This window comes from Streptomyces sp. NPDC020965 (genome assembly GCF_044333555.1).
Classification (GTDB): Bacteria; Actinomycetota; Actinomycetes; order Streptomycetales; family Streptomycetaceae; genus Streptomyces.
The window spans coordinates 425,470-448,912 of sequence record NZ_JBIRRE010000007.1; the positions used below are offsets into that span (position 1 = coordinate 425,470).

17 protein-coding genes and 2 pseudogenes are annotated in these 23,443 nt (G+C 69.8%); 7 read left to right on the forward strand and 12 right to left on the reverse strand.

Translation table 11 applies throughout. The features are described 5' to 3' along the window. The first annotated feature begins 85 nt into the window (after positions 1-85). Complete coding sequence (locus ACH4S7_RS23075; protein ID WP_398523119.1) at positions 86-2,266, forward strand: RecQ family ATP-dependent DNA helicase; 2,181 nt, start codon at positions 86-88, stop codon at positions 2,264-2,266. Positions 2,267-2,496: 230 nt separating this feature from the next. Continuing rightward, the gene (locus tag ACH4S7_RS23080; protein ID WP_398523120.1) at positions 2,497-3,120 is read left to right on the forward strand and encodes a hypothetical protein; all 624 of its coding nucleotides are present in this window, start codon (positions 2,497-2,499) and stop codon (positions 3,118-3,120) included. 300 nt (positions 3,121-3,420) lie between these two features. Here the strand turns inward: ACH4S7_RS23080 and ACH4S7_RS23085 are convergent, their stop codons facing one another. The 6 genes and pseudogenes from ACH4S7_RS23085 to ACH4S7_RS23110 form a co-directional block, all read right to left on the reverse strand. Then, positions 3,421-4,035 (reverse strand): hypothetical protein, encoded by a 615-nt coding sequence (locus ACH4S7_RS23085; protein WP_398523121.1) that lies wholly within the window; start codon positions 4,033-4,035, stop codon positions 3,421-3,423. 84 nt (positions 4,036-4,119) lie between these two features. Continuing rightward, positions 4,120-4,821: a ribonuclease HII gene (locus tag ACH4S7_RS23090; protein WP_398523122.1), complete on the reverse strand. Its 702-nt coding sequence runs from the start codon at positions 4,819-4,821 to the stop codon at positions 4,120-4,122. A 132-nt stretch (positions 4,822-4,953) separates the two neighbouring features. After that, a pseudogene (locus ACH4S7_RS23095) lies at positions 4,954-5,425 on the reverse strand (TetR-like C-terminal domain-containing protein); the annotation flags it as partial. A 39-nt stretch (positions 5,426-5,464) separates the two neighbouring features. Next, entirely contained in the window at positions 5,465-6,406 is a 942-nt protein-coding gene (locus ACH4S7_RS23100; RefSeq protein ID WP_398523123.1) for an ADP-ribosylglycohydrolase family protein, read from the reverse strand. 12 nt (positions 6,407-6,418) lie between these two features. Beyond that, positions 6,419-7,078 carry a histidine phosphatase family protein gene (locus tag ACH4S7_RS23105; protein ID WP_398523124.1) on the reverse strand — a complete coding sequence of 220 codons (660 nt, stop codon included), beginning with the start codon at positions 7,076-7,078 and terminating at the stop codon, positions 6,419-6,421. A 113-nt stretch (positions 7,079-7,191) separates the two neighbouring features. Next, positions 7,192-7,797, reverse strand: coding sequence for a YdbC family protein (locus ACH4S7_RS23110; RefSeq protein WP_398523125.1), 606 nt, complete (start codon positions 7,795-7,797; stop codon positions 7,192-7,194). Positions 7,798-8,022: 225 nt separating this feature from the next. On the opposite strand from ACH4S7_RS23110, the gene ACH4S7_RS23115 reads away from it, so the two are divergent. From ACH4S7_RS23115 to ACH4S7_RS23125, 3 genes and pseudogenes are all read left to right on the forward strand, one after another. Continuing rightward, on the forward strand, positions 8,023-8,553 hold the full coding sequence (locus ACH4S7_RS23115; RefSeq protein WP_398523126.1) for a TerD family protein: 531 nt from the start codon (positions 8,023-8,025) through the stop codon (positions 8,551-8,553). Between the two features lie 54 nt (positions 8,554-8,607). Further along, positions 8,608-9,315 carry an RraA family protein gene (locus ACH4S7_RS23120; RefSeq protein ID WP_398523127.1) on the forward strand — a complete coding sequence of 236 codons (708 nt, stop codon included), beginning with the start codon at positions 8,608-8,610 and terminating at the stop codon, positions 9,313-9,315. 215 nt (positions 9,316-9,530) lie between these two features. Next, positions 9,531-9,918 (forward strand): annotated as a pseudogene (locus ACH4S7_RS23125) (MerR family transcriptional regulator); the annotation flags it as partial. Positions 9,919-10,069: 151 nt separating this feature from the next. Here the strand turns inward: ACH4S7_RS23125 and ACH4S7_RS23130 are convergent. Together ACH4S7_RS23130 and nrdR are read right to left on the reverse strand one after the other, a co-directional pair. Beyond that, a complete protein-coding gene (locus ACH4S7_RS23130; protein WP_398523128.1) occupies positions 10,070-12,958 on the reverse strand; it encodes a vitamin B12-dependent ribonucleotide reductase in 2,889 nt (962 codons plus the stop codon). Positions 12,959-13,130: 172 nt separating this feature from the next. Then, the gene (gene nrdR / locus ACH4S7_RS23135; RefSeq protein ID WP_398523129.1) at positions 13,131-13,643 is read right to left on the reverse strand and encodes a transcriptional regulator NrdR; all 513 of its coding nucleotides are present in this window, start codon (positions 13,641-13,643) and stop codon (positions 13,131-13,133) included. 619 nt (positions 13,644-14,262) lie between these two features. Between nrdR and lexA the strand changes: the two genes are divergently transcribed. Continuing rightward, positions 14,263-15,057, forward strand: a complete 795-nt coding sequence (lexA, locus tag ACH4S7_RS23140; protein WP_398523130.1) for a transcriptional repressor LexA — start codon at positions 14,263-14,265, stop codon at positions 15,055-15,057. A 137-nt stretch (positions 15,058-15,194) separates the two neighbouring features. Here the strand turns inward: lexA and ACH4S7_RS23145 are convergent, their stop codons facing one another. From ACH4S7_RS23145 to ACH4S7_RS23160, 4 genes are all read right to left on the reverse strand, one after another. Then, positions 15,195-17,165 carry an ATP-dependent DNA helicase gene (locus tag ACH4S7_RS23145; protein ID WP_398523131.1) on the reverse strand — a complete coding sequence of 657 codons (1,971 nt, stop codon included), beginning with the start codon at positions 17,163-17,165 and terminating at the stop codon, positions 15,195-15,197. A gap of 426 nt (positions 17,166-17,591) precedes the next feature. After that, entirely contained in the window at positions 17,592-18,326 is a 735-nt protein-coding gene (locus ACH4S7_RS23150) for a GNAT family N-acetyltransferase (protein WP_398523132.1), read from the reverse strand. A 62-nt stretch (positions 18,327-18,388) separates the two neighbouring features. After that, positions 18,389-20,302: an IucA/IucC family protein gene (locus ACH4S7_RS23155; RefSeq protein WP_398523133.1), complete on the reverse strand. Its 1,914-nt coding sequence runs from the start codon at positions 20,300-20,302 to the stop codon at positions 18,389-18,391. A 205-nt stretch (positions 20,303-20,507) separates the two neighbouring features. Then, positions 20,508-21,881 carry a diaminobutyrate--2-oxoglutarate transaminase family protein gene (locus ACH4S7_RS23160; protein WP_398523134.1) on the reverse strand — a complete coding sequence of 458 codons (1,374 nt, stop codon included), beginning with the start codon at positions 21,879-21,881 and terminating at the stop codon, positions 20,508-20,510. Between the two features lie 345 nt (positions 21,882-22,226). Between ACH4S7_RS23160 and ACH4S7_RS23165 the strand changes: the two genes are divergently transcribed. Further along, positions 22,227-23,399 (forward strand): trypsin-like serine peptidase, encoded by a 1,173-nt coding sequence (locus ACH4S7_RS23165; RefSeq protein ID WP_398523135.1) that lies wholly within the window; start codon positions 22,227-22,229, stop codon positions 23,397-23,399. The last annotated feature ends 44 nt before the right edge of the window (positions 23,400-23,443 follow it).

Consider the following 23,443-nt stretch of genomic DNA (forward strand, 5'->3'; position numbering starts at 1 on the left):
GGCTCCGCGACCCCTGTGGATAACGTTATCCACAGGCCGGTCGTCTCGTTCGCGTGTTGTCGGTCCCATCGGGTTGCATGGGGGCATGACCAACGCAGACCTCACCGATCCCGCGACCCTCAGGGCGTCGGCCGACGCCGTGCTCGCCCGCCTCGTCTCGGACGGCACGGGCACCGCCCGGCTCCGCGAGGACCAGTGGCGGGCGATCGAGGCGCTCGTCGCCGACAAGCGCCGGGCACTGGTCGTCCAGCGGACCGGCTGGGGCAAGTCCGCCGTGTATTTCGTCGCCACCTCGCTGCTGCGCGAGCGGGGCAGCGGCCCGACCGTGATCGTCTCGCCCCTGCTCGCCCTCATGCGCAATCAGGTCGAGGCCGCCGCGCGGGCCGGGATCCGCGCCCGGACGATCAATTCGTCGAACACCGAGGAGTGGGACACCGTCCAGGACGAGGTGGCGGCGGGCGAGGTCGACGTGCTGTTGGTCAGCCCCGAGCGGCTGAACAACCCGGACTTCCGCGATCAGGTGCTGCCCCGGCTGGCCGCCGCCACCGGCCTGCTGGTGGTGGACGAGGCGCACTGCATCTCCGACTGGGGTCACGACTTCCGTCCCGACTACCGCCGCCTGCGCACCATGCTGGCGGAGCTGCCCGCGGATGTGCCGGTGCTGGCGACCACCGCGACGGCCAATGCCCGGGTGACAGCCGATGTCGCCGAGCAGCTCGGGACGGGCGCCGGATCGGACGCCCTCGTGCTCCGGGGACCGCTCGACCGGGAGAGCCTGAGTCTGAGCGTGCTCCAGCTACCGGACGCCGCCACCCGGCTGGCGTGGCTGGCCGACCACTTCGACGAGTTGCCCGGTTCCGGCATCGTCTACACGCTGACGGTTGCCGCGGCCGAGGAGGTCACCGCCTACCTGCGGCAGCGCGGCCATGTCGTCGCCTCCTACACCGGCCGCACGGAGAACGCCGATCGCCAGCAGGCCGAGGAGGACCTGCTCGCCAATCGTGTCAAGGCGCTGGTCGCCACCTCCGCGCTGGGCATGGGCTTCGACAAGCCCGACCTGGGCTTCGTGGTCCACCTGGGTTCCCCCTCCTCCCCGATCGCCTACTACCAGCAAGTGGGCCGGGCCGGCCGCGGGGTGGAGCACGCGGAGGTGCTCCTGCTGCCGGGCAAGGAGGACGAGGCGATCTGGCAGTACTTCGCCTCGGTGGCCTTCCCTCCCGAGGAGATGGTCCGCCGCACCCTCGATGTGCTGGCGCGGGCCGACCGGCCACTCTCACTGCCGGCGCTTGAGCCCCTGGTCGAGCTGCGGCGCACCCGTCTGGAGACCATGCTCAAGGTGCTCGACGTGGACGGTGCGGTGCGCCGGGTGAAGGGTGGCTGGACCACCACCGGTCAGCCGTGGTCCTACGACGCCGAGCGCTATGCGTGGGTGGCCAGGCAGCGGGAGGCCGAGCAGCAGGCGATGCGGGAGTACGCGCGGTCGACGGCCTGCCGCATGGAGTTCCTACGGCTCCGGCTTGACGACGAGGAGGCGGCCCCCTGCGGGCGCTGCGACAACTGCGCAGGCGGTCGCTTCAGCGAGAAGGTCTCCGACGCCGCCCTGGACGCCGCTCGGGGTGAGCTGAGCAGGCCGGGTGTGGAGGTGGAGCCGCGCAAGATGTGGCCGACCGGTCTCGCGGCGGTGGGTATTGATCTCAAGGGCCGCGTCCGCGAGGGGGAGCAGGCATGGACGGGCCGGGCGCTGGGCCGGCTCTCCGATATCGGCTGGGGCAATCGGCTGCGCCCGATGCTCGCGGCCCAGTCGCCCGACGGACCTGTCCCGGATGATGTGGTGGCCGCCGTGGTGACGGTGCTCACCGACTGGGCGAAGGCCCCCGGTGGCTGGGCGTCCGGCGCACCGGACGCTCCCGCCAGGCCCGCCGGTGTGGTCACCGTGGCCTCCCGCCACCGGCCGCTGCTGGTCGGCTCCCTCGGCGCCCGTATCGCCGAGATCGGCCGGATGCCCCTGCTCGGATCGGTGGAGTACACACCGGAGGGGCAGGACGCCCGGATCTCGCGCACCAACAGCGCGCAGCGGGTGCGGGCCCTTCATGAGGCGTTCACGGTCCCCACCGCGCTGGCTGAGGCGGTCGCGGCGGCGGCCGGGCCCGTACTCCTAGTAGACGATCTTTCGGACAGTGGCTGGACTCTGGCGGTGACGGCCCGATTGCTGCGCCAGGCTGGCGCGAAAGGCGTGTTTCCGCTGGTCCTCGCGGTTCAAGGGTGAGGTGACCTGGCCACCGAAGGGGTCGACGTGGTTATTTGGGGCAGGGATATGAGAGTCATAACCGCCGATTCCTGCCGCTGGCGCCAAATTGCTCGTTGCCGCGCGCCGACGGGGCGGCGAGAATTGGAATGCTCCCCGCACTGTCTGTTCGCGGTCCTCGAAGGGCTGTGCCGGGGCGCGCCCTCACCCGACCCTGCCCCCTCTGTGGGCGCGTATGCGAAGGGAGGAACGTGACCTTCGGATTCGCTTCGTCCGCAGCCACTTCGTTGACCAACGCCGCCAGCTCCGCCAGCCGTCTCAGAATGCTCGAACCCGCCGAGTGGGCCGCCGCCGGCATTCCCCTACTGCGCAACCCCCGTGAGGTGGTCAGCGGACTGCACTCCCGGCACCGGCCGACGCCGGCGACCGCCGTCGTGGCCGTGCTCGACCACGAGGAGCGGCTCACCGCGAGCGCCTCGTTCGCACGGCGCTCCGCCCCGGTGGACGGCTGGGAGTTCCGGAACGCGCTACTGGCCCATCTGCGCCGAGTGATTCCCCACGATCTACGGCGCCGCACCCCGGTGCGTACCGCCGTGCTGCTCTACTGCCGCGAGGGCGATGAGCGGTGGACTGAGGAGGACGGCGCCTGGATGTGGGGACTGCGGGACGCCTGCACCCTGCACGGACTGCGCTGTGGCGCGTACATCACTCTCACCCGTGGCGGCTGGCAGGTGCTGGGCGAGGGTCGCGGTGGCCGGCGTCCCAGTTCCACCTCACCGCCCGGCGATCTCTCCGACCCTTCGGGGGGTGAGCCGCCGGAGCTGCGTACGGCAAGTGGCGCGCCGGAGGCGCTCCGCCGCACGGCAGCGCGCTGACGCCGGCTGCTCTTTTCTTTCGCCGCCCCTGACGGTCCGGCCTCCGCCTGGGCCGTCAGGCGTGTGCAGGCGCGCACGGCGGGGGCGTCGGGTCTCATGAGGCACCTGGGCGGGCCGGAGTTCACCCCGACAGCGACCGGCCCGGCGATGCCGGACATCGAAGCGCCCGGCATCGACCGCATGGCGCGCGCACGACGGTTCGTCCGCCGTACGGTGGTCCGGCAGCCCCGTCGGCGGGGCTGCCGGACCGTGTACGGATCTCACCGCGAGACCCGTAGGAAACCGCGCGAGCCGTATGGGTCAGACGCCGGCGCTGAGCGTGGTGTTGATCCGCTGGGGATCACCGCACACGATCAGCAGAGCACCGGCCTTCGCGGTGGCCGCGCCCAGGGCGCGGGTGGCGTCGTCATCGGTACCGCCGTTGAGCGCGACGACGACGACGGCGCGGGACGAGGCCCGCTCCATGGCGGTGGCAGCCGCGTAGAAGACGTCGTCACCGGCGTCGTGCTGGGCCCAGTAGGCGACTTCACCGAACGACAGCTCGTGCGCTGCCCACGGGTGCGGTTCGCCGGTGGTGAGCACCAGGACATCGCCCGGGGCTCGGCCCGTGTCGAGCAGCAGGTCCACCGCTTCGTCGGCGGCGTCGAGCGCGCCGTCCACGGGAGCGGGGATCAGCTGGATCTGCGGCTGGGAACGATTCTCCGGCGCGGAAGCCTGCGGCTGTCCTGCGGAGGGCTGCGTACGCGGCGTCGGCGGTGCGGGCCGGTCGGGGCCCGGGTTTCCGGGTCGCGGCGAGGCCATGGAACGCGGGCCGGGTACGGGACGGGGGGTCGACGCGGTGCGGCCGGTGGCCGGGGTGACGCGGGGACCCTGGGCGCTCTCGTGAATCTGAGGCTCCTCGGGAGGGAGAGGCATGGGTGGATGTCTATCAAATGCCGGTTCGAACGGCATCGGCGGGTGGGCGTCTACGTGCACCGGCCCCCCGCCGGCAGGGCAGGTTCAGAAGTCGAAGCCGAGCTGGCCCCCGCTTTCGCGTTCTGCCGCCTCGGCGGAGCTCCGAACCTTCTTCAGGTGCCGCCACTTCGGCATCGCGTCGAGATAGGCCCACGAAAGCCGGTGATAGGGCGTGGGGCCCAGCTCGTCGAGAGCGGCCTTGTGTACGGGTGAGGGGTATCCGGCATTGGCCGCGAAGGCGAAATCGGCGAACTCCCCCGGCAGTTCGGCCATCATCGCGTCCCGGCGCACCTTGGCGAGCACCGAGGCCGCCGCGACCGCGATACAGGACTGGTCCCCCTTGATCACCGTACGCACGCGCCAGGGATCTCCGAGGTAGTCGTGCTTGCCGTCGAGGATGACGGCCTCCGGGCGTACCGGCAGTGCGTCCAGCGCGCGGCAGGCGGCCAGCCGCAGGGCGGCGGTCATCCCGAGCGCGTCGATCTCCTCCGGCGAGGCGTGCCCCAGCGCATGGGCCGTGACCCATGTGTCCAGCTCGATCGCCAGTTCGTTCCGACGCTTCGGACTGAGCAGCTTGGAGTCGGTGAGCCCGACGGGCGGTCGGCGCAGTCCGGTGATCGCGGCACACACCGTGACGGGACCGGCCCAGGCACCGCGTCCGACCTCGTCGACACCGGCGATGACCTTGGCGCCGGTGGTCGCCCGGATCGAGCGCTCGACTGTGTGAGTGGGTGGTTCGTACGGCATGGCGCCAGCAAGCGTACGCCGCCGCACCCCTGCGACGGCAACCGGATTCCGATCACGGTCCCGGGTGATGCCGCGGCGACCCCGCAGCCCCGCCCCCGAGTGGCGATCGGAGCGGGGTCGCCGCGCCCACCGTCAGCCCCTGTTCGGCCGGAGCAGGGACACCATCACCTGATCGATCATCGCCGCGATGTCCTCGTCCGGCCATTAGCTCCCGCACACCTTCGACCGGTACATCATCAGCCCGGGGATCACGTCCAGGACCACGCCGTCGCTCGCGTCGGCCCGCACGTCGGCACGGGCCAGACCACGGATAATCACCTCACGGAGGAGGCGCATGGACGGCTCGATGACCTGGCTGATGATCACGCCGTGAAATCTCGCCGCGGCGGACGCGTCGCACTCGTGAATCACGGAACGGATGGCGAGACCCCACCGGGAGCGTCGCGTCCCGCAGCCGCAGACAGAGCCGGACGAGGTCCTCGCAAACGCTTCCGTGGTCGTCGATCTCGTCCAGTGCCGGCAGTCCGGCCCGCGGGGCGTCGGCGACCAGGTCCTCCTTCGACTGCCAGCGCCGATAGACCGCGCCCGTCCCCGTACGATCACCGACCCTCCGTACGGTCCGCCCCGAAGCCTCTCGAGACGGTCACTCCGCGGGAGAGACCGCCATCAGCCAGTCCGGCAGCGGCTCCGTGCGCCCCAGCCAGCCGGAGGGCGGCCGCCCCGCCCCGCCCGCGGCGACCACGCCGCAGGCGATGGCACAGGTCGTATCGACATCGCCGCCCGCCTGCGCCGTCGTCCAGAACGCGCGCTCGAAATCCCCGAGCGAGCGGGCCGCCGACCAGAGGGCGAACGGCACGGTGTCGTGCGCACTGGTCCGCCTGCCGCATCCCAAGACCGCCGCGACGGTCCCGGCGTCGCCGTAGTCGAGCATGTCCCGCGCCCGTCGCAGACCCGCGCCGACGGCGCTGCGCGGCACCAGCGCGATGACGCCATCGAGCAGATCCCCCGGAGCGGGCGTCCCGGCCGGATCGGCGGCGAGGGCCGCAGCCGCGGCGACCGCCATCGCCCCGACGACGGCCTCACGGTGCTGGTGGGTGGTGTAGGAGGAGATCTCGGCCTGGTGGGTGGCCTGCTCCGGGTCGTCCGCGTACCAGGCACCGAGCGGCGCGATCCGCATGGCCGACCCGTTGCCCCAGGAGCCCTGCCCCTGGAAGAGCGCGGCGGCGAGTTCTCGCCAGTCGCCTCCCTCTCGCACGAGTCGGAGCATACGGTTGACAGCGGGACCGTAGCCGCGGTCGAAGTCGTGATGGTGGGCGAAGGAAGCGGCGAGCGCGTCCTGGTCCACCCGGCCGTGATCCGCGAGCACGGCCAGCACCGAGGACGCCATCTCGGTGTCATCGGTCCACTGCCAGTCACCCGGCGGCAGCTCGCGCCGCTTCAGCAGGGGATAGTTCGCGGGCACGAAGTACTGCGAGCCCAGGGCGTCCCCCACGGACAGTCCCCGCAGACTGCCGAGGGCGCGTTCGAAGCGCCGGCCGTGAGTGTCGCGAGAGCCAGGAGAGTCATGAGAGGAGTCAGCGGTCATCTTCCTGCCACTCTATCCGGTGACGCCGTACGGTTCGGGGGTCCGCCAGCGTTCGAACTGCCGGTCGAGGGTGTAGCGCCCGTCCGCACCGAGTTTGAGCACCCGCGTCTCGCCGTTGCCCGGGTTGGCGAGCGATTCGAATTCCGCGACCGTCCAGTGGAACCACCGCATGCAGAACAGTCGCATCGTCAGCCCATGGGTCACCAAGAGCACGTTGGGCGGGTGGTCGGGCGACTCGAAGCTCCGGTAGAGGCTCTCCAGGAACGCCCCGACCCGGTCGTAGACATCCGCACCCGACTCGCCCTGCGCGAATCGGTAGAAGAAGTGCCCGTACGCGTCGCGGTACGCCTTCTGCAGGCGTACGTCCTCCCGGTCCTGCCAGTTTCCCCAGTCCTGCTCACGCAGCCGCGGCTCTTCCCGTACCCGTACCAGCCCCGGGTCGAGGGCGAAGGCCCGGAAGGTCTGGTGCGTACGCCGGTAGGGCGAGACATAGGCGCTGACGGCCTCGTCGCCGAACAGCTCCCGGAGCCATCCGCCGGTCTCCTCGGCCTGGGCCAGTCCCTTGGCGGTCAGTCTCAGCGCGTGATCGGGTTCGCGTTCGTACACGGTGTCGTCGGCGTTCCCCTCCGACTCTCCGTGTCTGACGAGGACGATGCGTCGCGGTCTTGCCATGCTCCGACCCTAGATGGGACGGGACCGGACCGGGGCGGCGGGCCGAGTCCATCCGGCGTACACACCGGGTGACCTGCGGCCCAGCAGCTCTCCGCGCCGGGCCTGTCCGGGACTCAGACCGTCCATGAGGCTTCGAGCCGGACCACGTCACCGGTGAGCGCCGCGACATCCGCCTCGGTCTGGGCGCGCAGCAGCAGCCGTTCCACCCGCTCCCGGCGGTACTTGCCGTGCTCGGCCTCAGACCGCCACATGGACATCACCAGGAACTCGTTCCCCGACGCCTCGCCGAACAGCCCGCGCACCATGCCGGGGGATCCCGCCATCGCCGGGTTCCACACCTTTTCCTGCATCAGGGCGTAGTGCTCGACCCGGTCCGCGCGGACCCGGCAGTGGGCGACCCGGACCACGTCGACGTCGGTGAACCGCGGCTCGAACCCCGTCTTCACGTCGAAGCGATGATCGAACAGGGTGGCCTGGAAGTCCTTGTACGTCCCTGACTGCCCGGACGCCAGCCGATCGTGCGAGCGGGCCATGAACGAGTCGTAGAACGCCCGGCTCTCCCAGAAGGAGAAGACATGGGCGACGTGCGGCCTCGCCTTGCTCCATCCACCGCCCTGACTCCGGAATCCCGGCTCACCCAGCAGCCCCGCCCACTTCCGCTGCCCTCGTTCGAACCCATGAGGGTCCACGACGGTGCAGCGAATCCACTTGACCAGCACCGCGCCATCGTACGGCCCCGTGACGTGGCCCGATCCGCCTTCGGAAGGAACGGTCGGCCCGCCAGCCGGTGGGTCCGCCGTCGACCGGCCCCGGTGACCCCGGCCGGATCCGAATTCCCGGCCCCGGAAACGGCGTACACCGGACAATGCCTCGCCGCGACACCCGGAGAGCGGATACGGTCGATCGACGGTGAAATCCTGGCAGTTCCGGGGAAGGGACATCTGGTGAGCAGCCTGAACAAGGGCGTCCGCAAGGTCGAGGTAAGCCTCCGGTGGGATCCGAGCCCACTGGGCGCGGCCGCCCATGACCTCGACCTCGTCGCCGCGACGTACCCGAAGGACGCACCGCACGGCGATCCCGCGTACGTGGTGCACTTCGACAGCCGGTCACCCGACGGCACGATCATCCTCACCCGGGACAGCAAGACCGGTCAGGGCTTCGGCTCCGACGAGGTCATGACGCTGGAGTTCGAACGACTGGCCCCGGTGTACGGACGGGTCGTGGTGGGCGTGGTCATTCAGCAGCGCGACGGCCGGCGGACGTTCGGCGACGTACCCAACACCCAGGTGAAGATCGCCGAGGGACACACCGAGCTGTGGGCGAACGACTTCCGGGAGCTTTCGGGCCACACGGCCTCGGTCGTCGCGGAGTTCGTCCGTGACGAGACGGCCGGCTGGCGCTTCCATGAGACCGTCCGCGGCTTCGACACCGACCCGCAGGCGTTCCTCACGCTGATGGGCGGCGAAGCCCGCTGACGCGGGCCCTGGCCGGGCGGTGCCGGAAGCACCCGCCGCTGAGAGGAATCCTCCGTGGACGACCATGAGCTTCGACGGCGTTTCGCGACGCTGACGACGGCCCATCTGGCGGACGCCTGCGTCCGCGCCGGGCTCCCGGTGCGCTGCGCCCCCACGCCCCTGCGTTCCCTGGTCGCCGGCGACCGTCTGGCGGGGCGGGTCCTGCCCGCTCGTCACACCGGCAGTGTCGATGTCTTCCTGGAGGCGTTCGAGAGTGCCGCTCCTGGTGACGTCCTGGTCGCGGACAACGGCGGGCGGCTCGACGAGGCATGCGTCGGTGACCTCATGGCGCTGGAGGCCCGGGGTGCCGGTCTGGCGGGAGTCGTGATCTGGGGTCTGCACCGCGACACCGCCGAGCTCCGTGCGATCGGCCTGCCCCTCTTCAGTCTGGGTGCGACCGCCAACGGGCCCCTGAGCCCCGCGGCCCGGCATCCGGAGGCCCTGGAGTCCGCCACCGTGGGGCGGTGGACAGTGTCCCGCGCGGACATGGTCCTGGGCGACGACGACGGAGTGATCTTTCTATCGGCGGCCCGTGCCGACGAGTTGTGCACGCTCGCCGAGGGAATCCGTGACACCGAGCGGCGCCAGGCCGAGCGGATCCACGCGGGCACCTCCCTCCGCGAGCAGCTCCGCTTCGACACCTACCTCACCCGGCGCGGACAGGATCCGTCCCTCACCTTCCGCGAACATCTGCGGGCGGTGGACGGCGCCGTCGAGGAGTAGTCCGCCGTCGGAGCGGGCGCGCGCGGCGGAGGGCACCGACCCGCCATCGGTGCCCTCCGCCACACCACCGGTTGCCCTTGACGCAGGGGCAACCTCTCAGCACGGCCAGTGATCCGTGGCGGTCGCCGGAGACTACGGGACAGCCCCCGGAGCCTCTCGTTTGGATCTTCCTGGGCTCGGGTGCCCCGGCTCGCACACTCCCCGAGACCGGTCCGATGCTGACCATCGGCGAACTGGCGTCGTACGCCGGAGTCACCGTATGTGCGGTGACGCACTACCACGCCAAGGGTCTCCTGCCCTGCCGGAGACGGCGCGGGACCATTCTGGCTACCGGTGGTACGACGCGGACGCCGTGGTCGAACTGATCAAGATCCGGACCCTCGCGGAGGCCGGCGTTCCGCTGGCACGCGTGCAGAAACTACTACGGGCCGACCAGGAGGAGTTCGCCGCGGCGATCGCGGACATCGACGACCGACTGCGGGCTGAGATCCGGCAGCGGCAGTGGCACCGCGAGCGGATCGCCCGGCTCACCTCCGGTGACAGCGTGGCGCCGCCCCCGAGGTGGTCGGGTTCCTCAGCAGGCTGCCGGCGCTCGTGGTCGAGAGCGGTGGGACGACACGGAGGCCGCGCGATTCGCAACGCCGGAGAGGGTGCCGACCGATGGTCGACACCCTCTCACGTGCGGCTCAGCGCCCTCAGCGGACCCGGCTGCAGATGCTGCTCACTGCCGCGTCGGACGCGCGTCCGCCCGGTTTCAGCTGCAACCGCTGGTCGAGCCGCAGCCCTCGCAGATGTAGCAGGAGCCCGCCCGCTGCATCTTCGTACCGCAGGAGAAGCAGAGCGGCGCGTCGGCGCTGATGCCCAGCTGCATCTCGACCAGCTCCGCAGAGGTGTGCACCTGCTTCGGCGCCGGGACCTCGGCGACCGGGGCGGTGATCGCCACCGGCTCCCGCTTGAGCGGCGCGGACTGCGCGAGGCTCTCGACGTCCAGCTCGACATCGTCCACGGACTGCTCGTACGAGCCCGTGTCCAGGTGACGCTGACGCTCCTCGGCCGAGTGGATGCCAAGGGCGGAACGGGTCTCGAAGGGCAGGAAGTCGAGCGCCAGGCGACGGAAGATGTAGTCGACGATCGACTGCGCCATCCGTACGTCCGGGTCGTCCGTCATGCCGGCCGGCTCGAAGCGCATGTTCGTGAACTTCGAGACGTAGGTCTCCAGCGGAACGCCGTACTGCAGACCGACCGAGACGGCGATCGAGAAGGCGTCCATCATGCCCGCGAGGGTGGACCCCTGCTTGGACATCTTCAGGAAGACCTCGCCGAGACCGTCGTCCGGGTAGGAATTGGCGGTCATGTACCCCTCGGCGCCACCGACGGTGAACGAGGTGGTGATGCCGGGGCGGCCCTTCGGGAGGCGCTTGCGGACCGGGCGGTACTCGACGACCTTCTCGACCGCGGACCGGATGGCGTCCTCGGCCTTCTCGGTGACCTCGGCCTTCTCCTTCTCCTTGGTCTTCGCGGAGAGGGGCTGGCCGACCTTGCAGTTGTCGCGGTAGATCGCGAGCGCCTTGACGCCCATCTTCCACGCCTTGAAGTAGATCTCCTCGACCTCTTCGACGGTCGCCGACTCCGGCATGTTGACCGTCTTGGAGAGCGCGCCGGAGATCCACGGCTGGATCGCGGCCATCATGCGGACATGGCCCATCGCGGAGATGGAACGCTCGCCCATGGCGCAGTCGAAGACCTCGTAGTGCTCGGTCTTCAGAGCGGGCGCGCCGACCACAATGCCGTTCTCGGCGATGTGGGCGACGATCGCCTCGATCTGCTCCGGCTGGTAGCCGAGGCGGCGCAGCGCCTGCGGAACCGTGCCGTTGACGATCTGCATCGAGCCGCCGCCGACCAGCTTCTTGAACTTGACCAGCGCGAGGTCGGGCTCCAGGCCGGTGGTGTCGCAGGACATCGCCAGACCAATGGTGCCGGTCGGGGCGATGACGGACGCCTGCGCGTTGCGGAAACCGTTCCGCTCGCCCAGCCGGATCACGTCCTGCCATGCCTCCGTGGCGGCGGCCCAGACCGGGGAGTCCAGGTCGTCCGTACGGAAGGCGGTGGCGTTGGCGTCGGCGTGCTGCTTCATGACGCGGTTGTGCGGAGCCGCGTTACGGGCGTAGCCGTCGTACGGGCCGACGACGGCGGCCAGCTCGGCGGAGCGCCGGTACGAGGTACCCGTCATCAGCGAGGTGATGGCCCCGGCCAGGGCCCGGCCGCCGTCACTGTCGTACGCGTGGCCGGTGGCCATCAGCAGGGCGCCGAGGTTGGCGTAGCCGATGCCCAACTGGCGGAAGGCGCGGGTGTTCTCGCCGATCTTCTGCGTCGGGAAGTCGGCGAAGCAGATCGAGATGTCCATCGCGGTGATGACCAGCTCGACGACCTTGGCGAAGCGGTCGACGTCGAAGGACTGGTTGCCCTCGCCGTCGTCCTTGAGGAACTTCATCAGGTTCAGCGAGGCGAGGTTGCAGGACGTGTTGTCCAGGTGCATGTACTCGCTGCACGGGTTCGAGCCGTTGATCCGGCCGGACTCGGGACAGGTGTGCCAGTGGTTGATCGTGTCGTCGTACTGGATACCGGGGTCAGCGCAGGCCCACGCCGCCTCGGCCATCTTGCGGAAGAGCGACTTGGCGTCGACCTCTTCGATGACGTCACCGGTCATCCGGGCGCGGAGCCCGAACTTGGAGCCGTTCTCGACGGCCGTCATGAACTCGTCGTTCACCCGGACCGAGTTGTTGGCGTTCTGGTACTGGACGGACGTGATGTCGTCGCCGCCCAGGTCCATGTCGAAGCCCGCGTCCCGCAGGGCGCGGATCTTCTCCTCTTCCGTCACCTTGGTCTGGATGAAGCTCTCGATGTCGGGGTGGTCGACATCGAGGATGACCATCTTGGCTGCGCGCCGGGTGGCGCCACCGGACTTGATCGTTCCGGCGGAGGCGTCGGCGCCCCGCATGAAGGAGACCGGGCCGGAGGCGTTACCACCGGAGGAGAGCAGTTCCTTGGAGGAACGGATGCGGGACAGGTTCAGGCCAGCGCCGGAACCGCCCTTGAAGATCATGCCCTCTTCCTTGTACCAGTCGAGGATCGACTCCATGGAGTCGTCGACGGCAAGGATGAAGCAGGCCGAGACCTGCTGCGGCTGAGGCGTGCCGACGTTGAACCACACCGGGGAGTTGAAGCTGAAGATCTGGTGCAGGAGGGCGTACGCCAGCTCGTGCTCGAAGATCTCGGCGTCGGCGGGCGAGGCGAAGTACTTGTGGTCCTCGCCGGCCTTCCGGTAGGTCTTCACGATCCGGTCGATGAGCTGCTTGAGACCGGTCTCGCGCTGCGGGGTGCCAACGGCCCCGCGGAAGTACTTACTGGTGACGATGTTGACCGCGTTGACCGACCAGAAGTCGGGAAACTCGACGCCACGCTGCTCGAAGTTGACCGAGCCGTCGCGCCAGTTGGTCATGACGACGTCACGGCGCTCCCAGACCACCTCGTCGTACGGGTGCACGCCGGGGGTGGTGTGGACTCGCTCGATGCGCAGACCCTTGCTGGCCTTGGTCCCCTTGGCGCGGGACCCTCGTGCCGGGCCGCTCGTCGTCTCTGTCATGCCGCCTCCCATATACGGGCAAAAACGCCCTGAAGTGCCCAGATCTTCCCGGGGCACAGTCTGTGTCTGCATGTCGCGGGCGCATCACAGCGCCCATGACAGATCGTGTTGCCGCCCTGCGCCCGACCGGGAGACCGGTCGGGCGGGCCCGAGCCACTGCGCTCGGCTTCGCTCAGTCGGCGGCGATGGCGGGGACGGGGACCTCGACGGCCTCGCACGTCCCGCACTTCTCTGTGGGTGGCCGCTCCTCGCGGAGCTCCGCGATGGCGGCCTCAAAGTCTTCGAGTGAATCGAACGCCCGGTACACGGACGCGAAGCGCAGGTAGGCGACGAGGTCGAGTTCCTGCAGCGGGCCGAGTATGGCCAGCCCCACGTCGTGGGTGGTCAGCTCGGCGCTACCGGTGGCCCGCACCGCCTCTTCGACCCGCTGGCCGAGCTGGGCGAGGGCGTCCTCGGTGACCGGACGCCCCTGGCACGCTTTGCGCACGCCACTGATGACCTTGATACGGCTGAAAGGCTCGGTCACCCCGCTGCGCTTGATCACCATCAGCGAAGCGGTTTCCACCGTCGTGAACCGCCGGGAGCAGTCGGGGCACTGCCGACGACGCCGAATCGACGTCCCGTCGTCGGTGGTGCGACTGTCGACGACCCGACTGTCGGGGTGCCTGCAGAAGGGGCAGTGCATGGTTCCCAACCCTCCTTCACAGCACGACTGGATGGCCTCGACGGCCCTGTCGGAACCCTTCGAAGCAGCCCCCAGCATAGGCGATGAGCTCGACCCCCAGAGACCGGGGACCACAACACTTGGGCGGCACGCACAATCCAACCACTAGATCTGGGGTTTGGCCGCGTTACGCCACCCGTCGCGTGTCGCCCGACGGACCCTGATCGCGGAGGGCGTACGAGCGGTGACGCCGCGGCACCGGGAAGCCTGGGGGCGGGTTCGCGCAACGCGCACGTCGGGGACCTCGGGAACCGGAAGACGAGCCTAGCGGGAAACGCGCGGCTCTCAGGATTCCGGGTCCGGCTCCCCGAATTCAGGACCGCCCGATGCGAGACTGAACGCACCCCGCCGCTCCGACCGGCGCCGGGAAAGGTTACCGTAATGGCCCGAATTGCCGTGGGGCCGTTTCGGCGTTCCGCCTTCGCGATCCGGTTCTTCGCGACGCAATGATTCGCGCATACACCCAATCGCGTGGACACGTAAGACGCATTGCAATATTTCACTCGAACGTGTGTTTGGCGCAACCTTTCGAAACCAACTACCGTTGTCCAGCTAGGGAGACCATTCGAGAGGGGCCGACGTGACCACCACCGCAGACAGTGCCACCATCACTGCCCAGGACCGCTCCCAGAGCCGATTCGAGCCGGTACATGCCATGAACGACGCAGCCACGACCTCCGACGGCGCAGAGCCCTCCCGGCCCACGCGCTCGCTGCCCGGCCGACCTCCAGGAATCAGGGCGGACAGCTCCGGCCTCACTGATCGACAGCGGCGCGTCATCGAGGTGATCCGTGACTCCGTGCAGCGCCGGGGGTACCCACCGTCCATGCGCGAGATCGGCCAAGCCGTGGGCCTGTCCAGCACCTCTTCGGTGGCTCATCAGCTGATGGCCCTGGAGCGGAAGGGCTTCCTGCGCCGCGACCCTCATCGGCCCAGGGCGTACGAGGTCCGCGGCTCCGACCAGCCCAGCACCCAGCCGACGGACACCACCGGCAAGCCCGCCGCGTCATACGTCCCCCTGGTCGGCCGTATCGCGGCTGGTGGTCCGATCCTCGCGGAGGAGTCGGTCGAGGATGTCTTCCCACTGCCCCGGCAGCTCGTCGGAGACGGCGAGCTGTTCGTTCTGAAGGTCGTCGGTGACTCGATGATCGAGGCCGCCATCTGCGACGGCGACTGGGTGACCGTCCGCCGTCAGCCCGTCGCGGAGAATGGCGACATCGTGGCCGCGATGCTGGACGGCGAGGCGACGGTCAAGCGCTTCAAGCGGGAGAGCGGCCATGTCTGGCTCCTCCCGCACAATGCCGCCTACCAGCCGATTCCCGGCGATGAGGCGACCATTCTCGGCAAGGTCGTGGCAGTGCTGCGGCGGGTGTGACACACCACCGCCCCTGACCGGGCCCCGGAACCCACTGCGCCGGTTCCGGGGCCCTGCCGTGTACGACGCGAGGTCGGTACCCCTGAGAGTCCGGCCCGAAGTCCCGGGCCCGACGACAGCCCGGGGCTTCGGACGGCCTACTTCCCCTCCGCCGTCGCCTTGGCGTCGATCGCGGCCAGCGAGCGCCGGACCTGATTGCGGTCTGTCGTGTACCAGAAGTCGGGCAGTGACGCCTTCAGATAGCTGCCGTACCGGGCGTTGGCCAGCCGAGGGTCCAACACCGCGACGACGCCCCGGTCACCCGTGGCCCGGACGAGACGTCCGGCGCCCTGGGCCATCAGCAGGGCGGCATGGGTCGCGGCGACCGCCATGAAGCCATTGCCACCAGCCTCCTCCACCGCTTTCTGCCGAGCGCTCATCAGCGGGTCGTCGGGCCGGGGGAACGGGATCCGGTCCATCACCACCAACTGGCAGCTTGGCCCCGGCACATCCACTCCCTGCCACAGTGAGAGCGTCCCAAAGAGACAGGTCTCGGGGTCCGCGGCGAAAGACTTGATCAATTCGCCGAGTGTCTCCTCCCCCTGCAGCAGGATCGGCTTGTCGAGCCGGCCGCGCAGTTCTTCGGCCGCCGCCTGCGCGGCGCGCATGGAGGAGAACAGTCCGAGTGTCCGGCCCCCGGCCGCCTCCACCAGCTCGGCCAGCTCATCCATCATGTCGCCCCGGGATCCCTCCCGACCCGGCGCGGACAGGTGCCGGGCCACATAGAGAATCCCCTGCCGGGGATAGTCGAAGGGCGAACCGACGTCGAGGCCCTTCCACTGCGGGACGTCGTCGCCCTCGGTCCCTTCGGGGGAGAGCCCCAGGGACGCGCCCACGCCGTTGAAGTCGCCGCCGAGCTTGAGCGTCGCGGAGGTCAGCACCACTGAACGGTCGGCGAACAGCTTCTCGCGCAGCAGTCCGGAGACCGTCATCGGCGCCACTCGCAGCGACGCGCCGAAACGATCATGGCGATCGTACCAGACGACGTCGTACTCGGATCCCTGAGTGATGCGCTCCGCGACGTCGTGGACGCTCTCGACGGAGGCCCTGGCCTGCTTGCGGACGACGTCCTCATCCTGGACGGACTTGTCACGGGTGGCACCGAGGGCCGAGATGACATTGCGCGAGGCGTCGCGCAGCGCCACCAGGGCATAGCCAAGATCGTCGGGGATCTCCTCCAGCCGGCCGGGCAGAGCCAGCTCCATCAGCCGCTCGAAGGTCTCGGCGGCCGTCTGCAACGAGTCCGCGGCCTTCTCGTCGACCAGCTTGGCGGCCCGGCGCACGGCCCGGTTGACCTGGCCGGGGGTCAGCTCACCCGTGGCTGCGCCGGTGACACGGGAGACCAGTTCATGGGCCTCGTCGATGACCAGCACCTCGTGGGACGGGAGCACCGGGGCGCCTTCGATGGCGTCGATGGCGAGGAGGGCATGGTTGGTGACCACGACGTCGGAGAGCTTGGCCCGCTCCCTGGCCATCTCGGCGAAGCAGTCCGCGCCGTACGCGCATTTACTGGCGCCCAGGCATTCGCGGGATGTGACGGAGACCTGCGACCAGGCGCGGTCGGAGACCCCCGGCGTCAGCGCGTCACGGTCGCCGGTCTCGGTCTCGTCGGCCCAGTCCCGCATCCGCAGCAGATCCTGTCCGAGTTTGCTGGTCGGGGCGGCGGCTTCGAACTGATCGAAGAGCCCTTCCTCCTCTTCCTGCGGAACCCCTTCGTGCAGCCGGTGGAGGCAGAGGTAATTCGACCTCCCCTTGAGCATGGCGAACTCCGGGCGGCGGCGCAGCAGCGGATGCAGTGCGTCGACCGTCCGTGGCAGATCGCGCTCGACGAGCTGGCGCTGGAGGGCCAGTGTCGCCGTGGCGATCACCACCCGCTCCCCGTGTGCCACCGCCGGGACCAGATATCCAAGGGATTTTCCGGTGCCGGTGCCGGCCTGGACGAGCAGGTGGGAGCCGGTGTCGACGGCTTCGGCGACGGCTTCGGCCATGGCGAGCTGGCCGGGCCTTTCCACACCGCCGACGGCGGTGACAGCGGCGTGGAGGAGTTCAGGGAGGGATGGCTTCGTCATAGGGCGTCCACCCTAAGGCTCACCACTGACATTCCGATCCGATCCGGCCGAGGTCCTGGTGGGCCGGGGTCAGCTCCCCCGAGGGCCGATGGCACCTCCGCCCTTCTTGCCACCTCCGCCCTTCTTGCCGCCTCAGTCCCTCTGGTCATGCTGGTCACCGCCGTCACCCGTGCCCGTCCGGATCGCGGCCCGCACGAATGACACCCCCGGCCGACCGGGCGCACGGGTTGTCGGTCGCCGAGCTGCATGCTTCTTGTCCCCCCTCTCGCGCGCATCTGCGCGCGAGAGGGGGACGGGCCGTACGGGGATGGGCAAGAGCAGCGGGCACGGCCGGAGGTCGCCTGGTGCGGGACGGGAGGGTCCAGCGCGGGAATCACGGGGCGGAACCGATGCGGGGCGAGCGGTGTATGAAAGGCAGCGGGTCGTTCACAGCGCGTTCCGGAGCGCGCGTTCGCGGATCATCAGGGCGGCTCGTCTGTCGGGAAGTTCGAGTTCGGCGGAGAAGCGGAAGCCGCCGCTCAGAAAGGCCGAGATGGAGGGGGTATTGCGGAGGTCGGGCTCCGCGATGACGCGGGAACACGCGGGGCGTTTGTCGAGGATGAGGTCGGCGACGGCTCTGACCAGGGCAGAGCCGAGTCCACGTCCGCGATGGCTGACCCCACCGATCAGGAGGTGGATACCAGTGTCATGAGGGCGGGCGGGGTAGTGGCGCGCCAGGGGGTCGAGGTCGGCGCGGTAGATCTCGAAGTAGCCCATAGGGAGGCTGTCGAGCACACCGAGGCAGGGAACACTGCGTCCGTCACCGTCGAGTTGGGCCCGCAGGTGGGATGCGGTGACGGATGCCGCGCCGTTCAGGTCCCAGAAGGCGGCGACCACAGGGTCGTTCATCCAGTCGCTGATCAGGGCCAGGTCCCGGTCCATGCGTACGGGGAGGAGCTGGAAGTCTCCCGATGGCAGGGGGATCGGGCCCCAGTCGGGGAGGTTGTCCAGCAGATCGGTGGGAGTGGTGGTGTCCGTGTGCGCGGAGTCGGACAGGTCGTCCTCGCGCAGCATGGCGAGAAGTTGTTCCGGGAGTCGCAGCTCAAGGGTGTCGTCGACACCCCCTGCGAGCTGGGCGGAGGTACCGGTTCCAGTGCCGGTGCCCGCGTCGGTGGGTTGCACGGTGGGGCTCTCCTCTCGCAGATCGTTCGGAGTATCGGCTCGGTAGGGGATGTCGGAGGCGATCAGGGATGAAGGGGGTTGGCCATGGTGACGTAGACGGACTGGGTGTCGACAGGGCCGATGAGTTCGTCCAGTCCGTGCATGCGAGTGAGCAGGTTGGCCTTCACCCGCAGGGTGGGCGATTCCAGCAGGTGGGCCGGTAGCGGCGAGCCCGTGTCGACGGTGGCGAGGAACTGACGCAGGGCGGCGATGAGCATCCGCTCGTCGGCGAGGCGCTGTGAGCCGAAGGCGCCGATCAGCCCGAGGATGTTGTTGATGCCGAGGTAGTAGGCAAACCGCTCGTCGGTGACCTCGTCGGAGACGAAGGTGTCGCTGAGCAAACCGATGCCGGGGAGGCGGTGCTCCAAATCAGCGCGGCGCGATTCGCGGAAGTAGTAGCCCTGGTTGTCGCGGTAGCGGCCTCCGACCGGCCAGCCCTGGGGATCAAGGAGGACGATCGTGTTCTGCTGGTGCGCTTCCAGGGCGACACCGGCGATGGCGTCCAGCCAGAGCACGGGGCGCACGACGTGGTCGAGGTAGCGCAGGAACCACTCGGTGGCGACGGCTCCGGTGGGCCTGCCGCTACGGGCGGCCAGGTGGGTCACGATCCGAGTGAGACGGGACCGGGTTCCGGGTCGGCCTGGCCACGGCCGGGGCGCGGTGAGCGCCGCGACACAGACGGCGTCGTCCTCGGGGCGGAACGGATTGTGGCGCAGCATGACATCGAAGCCGGGCACCGGCCCGCCTGCGTGGGGGTCCACGGCCGAGGTGTCGAGGGCGAGCCAGGCGGGGTCGCGCACGATGTCGAAGCCCGGGTGGGCCGCTCGCCAGCGTTCGCCGAGTCCGGTGCGTAACAGCCGGTGGACTTCGACTCCGCGGTGGAGTTCTTTGCGGAGGTTCTCCCGACGGGAGTTGGTGATGCGTACGCCGAGCGAGAGCTTGAGCATGGCCGGAGCGCCCGGACGATGGACGGTCCGGATCGAGGACGTTGGGTACCAGGGCTCGCCCAGGGGGCCGAGGTCGTACAACCGACCGGAAGCGAGGAGGGAGGCGACAGCGGGCCGGTGAGCCAGTTCCCGAGCCTGCCAGGGGTGCAGGGGCAGGGCGACGGTGTGGTCGGGAAGGGAGTGGTCCCCGAGGAGCCGGGCGGTGAGTTGCTCGGCGGGCACGGTACGGCCGTGTTCGGTCCAGGCGGATTCGGTCGACAGGACGGTCCGGTCGACAGCCATCCAGTGCAGCGGAAAGGAGCCGTACGCCTCCGGCGAATAGAGCCGGGCCTCGGTGTCGGAGAGCCCTTCGCGGCTCTTGGGTGTCGGGTGCAGGGGGTGACCGAGCAGCAGGGACTGCTCGGCGGTGAGGAAGAGGTCCACGCCGGGTGCCGGGGCGGGCTGAGCACGGCGTGCGGTGATGAAGTCGGCCGTGCGGTTCACCGAGTCGGCGACCCGGCCGACGAGGTCGGCGCTTCCGCTCCGGCCGGCTTCTCGGCAGAGCAGGGCCGCGACGGTCACGGCGTCGGTCGCCGGGGCATCGCACGGCGCGTTCTCCAGTGCGGGCGGGCCGAAGCGGTGCCATCCGGTCGGTGACCAATGGGCTACCGGGACAAGCAGTGCGGTGCCGCTGGCGGGCAGGGGCAGGCGCAGAGTGAGCTCGTCGGGGTCGGCGATGTCGTTCTCCCGCACCCAGCAGCGGAGGAGGTTCTCGACGGCCGCCATGTCCGCGGCACGGCGGGGGTCCGGATCGTCGAGAGGATCGGCGGTCGTGGACTCCGGGGCGGGACACGGGGTGGTGGACTGCCGGTCGTCGCGCCCCTCGGTGTGCTGGCGGGGAACCGTCGACGCGCCGCCCATGTGAGGGCCGTGGTCGCCCGCCTCGTCCCGACCGGGCAGGGCGTGCGCGTCGACGGTCTCCTGAGGAGGGGATGCGGAAGTGGGTTTCATGAAGGGTTCCTTGTGTTCCGTTCGGTTCTTCCGTTCGGTTCTTCCGTTCGGGTGGGCTGGCCGGATGTGCTGTGCGGGTGTGCTGTCCGGATCGGGAGGACCGGGCCGGCTGCCCGGCAGTCCCGGCAGTCCCGGCAGTCCCGGTAGGAAGGGGCCGGGGGCGGGAGAGGGGCCGGTTTCCATCGGCTCGTCAGGCGTCGGCTCCTCAGGCACCGGCTCGTTGGGCGCCAGCTCGCCGGGGGGCGCGTTCCGCCGCGGCCAGGGCGTCAGCGAACCGGTCGAGGACGGCCATGGCTTGTTCGTCGGTGAGGGTGAGCGGAGGGAGGAGTCTGACGACGGCGTTGTGACGGCCGCCGAGTTCGATGATGAGGCCGCGGACGAGGCACTCCCGCTGGACGGCGGCGGCGAGTTCGGGGGCGGGCGGCGGGACGAGGGCGTCGGGCGCGTCCGCCGCGGGGTCGACCAGTTCGACACCGATCATCAGGCCCCGACCTCGTACGTCACCGATGCAGGGGTGCCTGGCGGCCAGTCCCTGCAGACGGCCCAACATGCGGGCGCCGAGAGTGGCGGCGCGGTCGGCGAGCCGGTTCTCGCGTACGAAGGCGAGGGTCGCCGCCCCGGCAGCCATCGCGAGCTGATTGCCGCGGAAGGTGCCCGCATGAGTGCCGGGCTGCCAGACGTCCAGCTCGGACCGGTAGACGATCACAGCGAGGGGAAGGGAGCCACCGATCGCTTTGGAGAGAACCATGACATCAGGTACGACGCCACTGTGGTCCACGGCCCAGAACGCTCCGGTGCGCCCCACGCCGGTCTGGACCTCGTCCGCGATCAGGGGGATCGAGCGGGCCGCGGTGATCTCTCGCATCCTGCGCATCCAGGTGTCCGGGGGCGGGTTCACCCCGCCCTCGCCCTGGACGGGTTCGAGGATCATTCCGGCCGGGGCGGGCACTCCGCTCTTGGGATCGTCGAGAAGGCTCTCGGTCCAGCGTGCCCCGAGTTCGGCGCCACGCTCACCGCCGACGCCGAACGGACAGCGGTAGTTCTGGGGGAAGGGCAGCCGGGTCACCCGGACATCGGTGGCGCCCCCGGAGGCGTCCAGGGCTCCGGCCGTCATCCCGTGGTAGGCCCCGGTGAAGGCGAGCAGTCCACTGCGGCCGGTCGCCGTGCGGACGAGCTTGAGAGCCGCCTCGACTGCGTCGGTTCCGGCCGGCCCACAGAACTGGATCCGCGCGTCATCGGCGAGCCCGGCCGGCAGGGTGGCGAACAGTTCACTGGTGAACGCGTCCTTCACCGGCGTGGCGAGATCGAGGATGTGCAGGGGGGCGCCGGAATCGATCACCCCCTTGATCGCTTCGAGGACCACCGGATGGTTGTGGCCCAGCGCCAGGGTGCCGGCCCCAGAGAGGCAGTCGAGATAGCGGCGCCCGTCCGCTCCCTCGATCGTGAGCCCACGCGCCCGCACGGGGACGATGGGCAGTGAGCGGGCGTAGGTCCGGGCCGCCGACTCGCGCAGCGACTGCCTCCGCAGGATCGCCTCGTGTGGCACCGGAGACACGGGGGCGGGTTCGGTGATGGCCACGGCTGTTGGTCCTCCAGCGGTCACTGTCGCGCTGTCACGAGCGCGTCGCACATCCGTACGGGGGGCATGACACTCGTCGGAGCTGAACGCTCACGGTGTCTCCCCCGTATCCCCCTGAGTACCAACGACGGGGCGCGCCGGGGAACACGGGCCGAGCGAAGATCCTTGACGGGAACCGCGGGACCGTCGGGTGCCGTCCCCATCGGCGCCCGGTTCATAGGGACCGCTCCACCAGATGAGCGGCGCCTTGTAAGGTTCGCGGCGGTTCCGGGAGTTCCGCGGTTCAACGACGTGGGGCCACGGTTTCACCAGCACGGCAGTACCGAAGTCTCAGGGGGATCATTCATGCGACCCATTCGTCCAACACTGGCAGCGGCCTCCGTGGCCGCCGTGCTCACGCTGACCGCCACGGCCTGTGGTCCGGGTGGCGAGGAGAGCGCGGGCGACAAGCCGAGCGCCTCCGCCGGCCAGGGTCTCGCCGACCGGCTCACCATTCCGGACGACATCAAGGATCGACTCAAGGAACACGGGATCGATCTGGACAAGTGGCGGAACGGCGAGTGGCGGAACTGGGACAAGGACAAGTGGCTCCGCGAGGCGAAGGACTTCGTCAACCCGATCATCGAGGACCTGTGGGACCCGGACCGGATGCGCAAGGCGGAGAAGCCCCCACAGCAGCCGATCGCAGAGGACATCTCCGCCGATGAGGGGATCACCGACCCGACGCCCACGGCGGTCGACGCGCAGGGCGTGAAGGCTCCGTACCGTACGAGCGCTCCCGAGGCCGGGAAGGTCTTCTTCGACGGGCCGGACGGTTCGATGGTCTGCTCCGCCACAGTCGTCCAGGATCCGGCCAACCCGGGTAGGTCCAACATGGTGTGGACGGCCGGGCACTGTGTGCACGCCGGGAAGAAGGGCGGCTGGTACCGCAACATCGCGTTCGTGCCGTCGTACAACGACAGTGCCAGGTCCAACACCGCCGACACCGCCAAGGAGGAGATCGCTCCGCACGGTGTCTGGTGGGGCGATTGGGCGCGGACCTCGGACGAATGGATCGGTCAGGGTGCCAAGACCGGTGGTCAGGGCGCCCCGTTCGACTTCGCGGTGATCCATGTGACGCCGGAGAAGGGGCGCGCGGGCACCTCCCTGGAGGAGACCGTCGGTTCGGCCCTGCCGGTGGACTTCGCCGCCCCCGCCGCGCCGAGGATCGAGAGCCTGACGGCGACCGGCTACCCCGCTGCGGCGCCGTTCGACGGCGAGCGGATGTTCCAGTGCTCGGACGAGCCGGGACGACTCTCCGTCCGGGCGGAGGATCCGACGATGTACCGCATCGGCTGCACCATGACCGGGGGTTCCTCCGGGGGTGGCTGGGTGGCGGAGGGTCGGGACGGCAAGCCCGCCCTGGTGTCCAACACCTCGATCGGACCGGTCTCGGCCGGCTGGCTGGCCGGCCCCCGGCTGGGTGCCGAGGCGAAGGCGGTCTATGAATCCGTCAGCAAGAAGTTCGCCCGGCGGTAACCTCCCCGCTCGGCGGGCGCGCTTCACTGGAACTCGACGAACCC

Coding starts and splice junctions, on each gene's coding strand:
- ACH4S7_RS23090 (WP_398523122.1), bottom strand. CDS start 4,821: ATGCCGTACGAACCACCCACTCACACAGTCGAGCGCTCGATCCGGGCG.
- ACH4S7_RS23105 (WP_398523124.1), bottom strand. CDS start 7,078: ATGGCAAGACCGCGACGCATCGTCCTCGTCAGACACGGAGAGTCGGAG.
- ACH4S7_RS23085 (WP_398523121.1), bottom strand. CDS start 4,035: ATGCCTCTCCCTCCCGAGGAGCCTCAGATTCACGAGAGCGCCCAGGGT.
- ACH4S7_RS23130 (WP_398523128.1), bottom strand. CDS start 12,958: ATGACAGAGACGACGAGCGGCCCGGCACGAGGGTCCCGCGCCAAGGGG.
- nrdR (WP_398523129.1), bottom strand. CDS start 13,643: ATGCACTGCCCCTTCTGCAGGCACCCCGACAGTCGGGTCGTCGACAGT.
- ACH4S7_RS23145 (WP_398523131.1), bottom strand. CDS start 17,165: ATGACGAAGCCATCCCTCCCTGAACTCCTCCACGCCGCTGTCACCGCC.
- ACH4S7_RS23075 (WP_398523119.1), top strand. CDS start 86: ATGACCAACGCAGACCTCACCGATCCCGCGACCCTCAGGGCGTCGGCC.
- ACH4S7_RS23100 (WP_398523123.1), bottom strand. CDS start 6,406: ATGACCGCTGACTCCTCTCATGACTCTCCTGGCTCTCGCGACACTCAC.
- ACH4S7_RS23155 (WP_398523133.1), bottom strand. CDS start 20,302: ATGAAACCCACTTCCGCATCCCCTCCTCAGGAGACCGTCGACGCGCAC.
- ACH4S7_RS23165 (WP_398523135.1), top strand. CDS start 22,227: ATGCGACCCATTCGTCCAACACTGGCAGCGGCCTCCGTGGCCGCCGTG.